We start from the raw sequence: 3,366 nt of genomic DNA, 5'->3' as shown, positions 1-3,366 counted from the left end.
TTCCCCGGAGGAAAACATGGTCAGGCAAAAGTGTAGCGGTATTAGGCGCAGCTATTTAGTAAATCCGCCCTATGGAGGGATAAAGTCCGGAACAGCTGCTGAAGACGCTTACTCAGGCTGCTGAGTATTTCTATTCTGGCATGTGCAGAAGCGGGCCACATTGCTGACCATTGATAGCGTATCAGGGCATCCAGAATCGCCATACCTTCATTGAAACCCTGTATACCTGCCTGTTGTGCCCTTGCCAAGGTATACCACGCCGCCGTCTGAAGCTCGACCCCATTGATATCGAAAAGGTTTAACGCCAGTTTTTCAACATTCCCCCAGTTCACATCCGGACGGGCAGGATGGGTGAGTTTAGCTAGTTCTTCACGTAATGATGAATAATCAGGCATTGAGCGCGGATCGTTTCCAGTCTTAAGATGGCGTTCGGTAGTGTAGGACATTGTGAAATCCGTATCGAATGAGGGTATGAGTTGATTAGATAAATTGATGGTTTTCCAGATGCTGCTGTTGTTTCAAGTGCCTGATCATCACTTTTCCCTCTGGCATAAACTCGGTCCCATACCGTACAAGTCCAATACCTCTCAGTTCCGCATCGATGGCGTAACGCAACTCACCTGGTACTTGCTGTTCAAGTAGGGTCACATTGAGTGACTGCAAACGAGGTTCATACTTGAGCAGGACACCGGCCAGCATTTCGATCAGCTCGTGGGCTGTCCCGGGCATGCCTTGCAGAATTTTGGTCATATCCGGCAAACCATAATCTGGTAGATGGGATACGGTACCGGCCCGGGCGTTCAAAATTCGCTGGATGTTATCCAGTACAGATAAAATGACCGGGTCTTCTTCGTTTACAACTTCAAGGGGAAGATCTCCTGTAAAGTTGCCAGTAAGAATTTCATATAATGAAGGTGATTTTCGGTCCATATTGATTTTTTTCCACACTCTATGCTGGTAATGGATAAGGCAAATCAATTTCGGGTGCGTCTGGTAACCAACGGCCTGATTTTTTCATTAAATACCCCAAAATCTCATCATTAGTTAAATTGACGTCAGACATTGAATCAATTTTGAACCAGTATTCAGGATAGTAGAATAGGTCTGAGGCACGTGGCTCTGAGAAATTCAACTCTATCAGGCTAAGAGCATAACCTTGTATCCTCGATGTCTTCAACGATGACTTTGGCATCGCGAAGCGGGTGTGAAGCCTGGAGATCATCGCCCGGATCGGTCATCTCGGTCACCAGACCTTTCACCCAGGTATTGAGCTCCAGCTCAAGCAGGCGACGGTCTTTGGTGGTACCGATATTTTCACGCTGGATGAGCTTCAGGTAGTGCGCGATACGTGACAACAGGAAGATGTATGGCAGACGGGAATTGATGCGGCTGTTGGCGGTCGCATCCGCAGTGTCGTACAACGCAGGCTTCTGGGCGGAGTTTGCGCTAAAGAAACAGGAATAATCTCTGTTTTTATAATAGCTTAGCGGAATGAATCCCAGATTCGAGAATTCAAACTCACGGGTTTCCGGTATCATCACTTCGGACGGGATTTTTACCTGATTACCGGTACCGAGGTCGTACAGATGGATAGGCAGATCCTGAACTGCACCGCCAGCCTGAGGGCCACGAATCTGGACGCACCAGCCATTATTGATAAAACTTTTCACCATATTGGCAGCAAAGGCAAAGGATGCATTCGTCCATAAATACTTCTCGTGATCAGGTCCCTTCACTTCCTCCACATAATTGAAACTGCGCACCGGGACGGTATCCGGACCATACGGCAAACGGCCCAACACACGTGGCATAGTCAGCCCAATGTAGCGGGAGTCCTCAGAGTCACGGAACGCTTTCCATTTGATATATTCAGCTCTGTCAAAATAGTTACCGATGTCTTTGATGGCCGCGACTTCTTCCATGCTGGATTTATGGAAGAATTTTGGTCCTACAGAACCAATAAACGGCATATGAGCGGCAGCTGAAACTTTTGATATATTACGGAGTAACGCTACATCCTGAGCGGAGGAATCGAACTCATACGACGAAATGATTGCGGCAATGGGCTCTCCGCCCGGTTGATCGTATTCCATCGAATAAGTATGGTGATAAAGACCGCTCTGGATAATCTCCGGAGCGTCTTCAAAATCCTGACGCAGATCGTCTTTAGAAACATCAAGTATTTCTATTTTTACATTCTGGCGGAAATCTGTGCGATCAACCGTGTGCTTAAGCCCGCGCCAGAGTGATTCTACGCGTTGAAACTCCGGGTGGTGCATAACTTCATCGAGCTGGCGACTGATTTGATAATCAAGCTCTGCGATATGCGAATCAAGCAATGATTTATCAAGCTTCTCAACTTTTTGGCCTGATTTTGAAATAACCTGCATAAAAACCTGAATGGCTGCGGTCACTCGCTCATCTGCCGAGGCATCGGCCATGACGCTGTCGTCTTGATATTCAGTAATGTCACCCAGGCGAGAAACTGGATTCAGATTAATTTTTTCAAACAGCGAGGCATACACGCTGTCTGGGTTATTCTCAAGTACAGTAGTGTTCCCCTGCACCGATTGTGTTTCAGTATTCACAGACATCAGCATCCTCTCTGTTAATCCATTAAAAAAACATTTTGCTGTTATTCGGCGGGTGCAAGGGCATTCAGCTCTTGTCTTAATTCTTCGCTCAGAGCCGGGTCTTTCAGTATGGTTTCAAGAGATCTGCGGAACTCGGCGTTATCCAGGAGGTTAGACTTTAGGTCTCTAAGGAGATTGCGCATGGCTAACATGGCACGAAGTTGAGGAATTTGCTTTGCTATTGCTTCAGGCTCGAAATCTTTCATTTCAGAAAAGCTGAGTTTGATATTTTCTTCAGAACCATCACCTCTCAGGGTGTTAGCAACATCAATGCTGACCTCTGGGTTAAGCTCGGACAGAACGCTATTAAAGTTGTTTTTGGAAATATTTAACTTACTGCGTTCAGAAAGCGGGAGGGTTTCTTTGCCGTTACTGAAGTCTCCCAACGCGAGAAGTTTTAAGGGCAACTCGACTTTCTTTTGGGCGGAACCCGTGTGCAGGTCAAGCTGGATGTTGACACGTGCTTTTGGCACTTCATTCTGGAAGCTGGAATCTGCCATATCATTCCCTTTGTTGGACAGTGGTGATAGTTACCACAAGGTATCTTTACAAAGCGATGATAGAACATATTGCTCACATAGATCAACTTTGCAGATCAAAGATCTGCAATTGGAATTTTATTAAGAGTTTTCCTCTGTTTTGTAACAGGGTGCACCTCTAGGAATTGGGGAAAAAGTGATCTTGACCCGCCATTTCCGGACAGCTTTTGTATCTTAAGTTAACGATGCCCGCT

The 3,366-nt window shown here is 46.3% G+C and carries 3 protein-coding genes and 1 pseudogene; all 4 read right to left on the bottom strand.

What is annotated here, in order from left to right; genetic code table 11:
- Positions 1 to 59 precede the first annotated feature (59 nt).
- A pseudogene (locus ACOTYN_RS25930) lies at positions 60 to 446 on the bottom strand (type VI secretion system ImpA family N-terminal domain-containing protein); the annotation flags it as partial.
- Positions 447 to 480: 34 nt separating this feature from the next.
- A complete protein-coding gene (tssE, locus tag ACOTYN_RS25925; RefSeq protein ID WP_008786711.1) occupies positions 481 to 930 on the bottom strand; it encodes a type VI secretion system baseplate subunit TssE in 450 nt (149 codons plus the stop codon).
- A gap of 212 nt (positions 931 to 1,142) precedes the next feature.
- The gene (tssC, locus tag ACOTYN_RS25920) at positions 1,143 to 2,600 is read right to left on the bottom strand and encodes a type VI secretion system contractile sheath large subunit (RefSeq protein WP_008786712.1); all 1,458 of its coding nucleotides are present in this window, start codon (positions 2,598 to 2,600) and stop codon (positions 1,143 to 1,145) included.
- Between the two features lie 35 nt (positions 2,601 to 2,635).
- Positions 2,636 to 3,133 (bottom strand): type VI secretion system contractile sheath small subunit, encoded by a 498-nt coding sequence (gene tssB, locus ACOTYN_RS25915; protein WP_047748139.1) that lies wholly within the window; start codon positions 3,131 to 3,133, stop codon positions 2,636 to 2,638.
- Positions 3,134 to 3,366: the final 233 nt, after the last annotated feature.

Source organism: Enterobacter cloacae complex sp. IR5458 (assembly GCF_049238025.1).
Classification (GTDB): Bacteria; Pseudomonadota; Gammaproteobacteria; order Enterobacterales; family Enterobacteriaceae; genus Enterobacter; species Enterobacter kobei.
The sequence above is the reverse complement of the archived record's forward strand: the minus strand, read 5'-3'. Positions and strand labels throughout refer to the sequence as shown.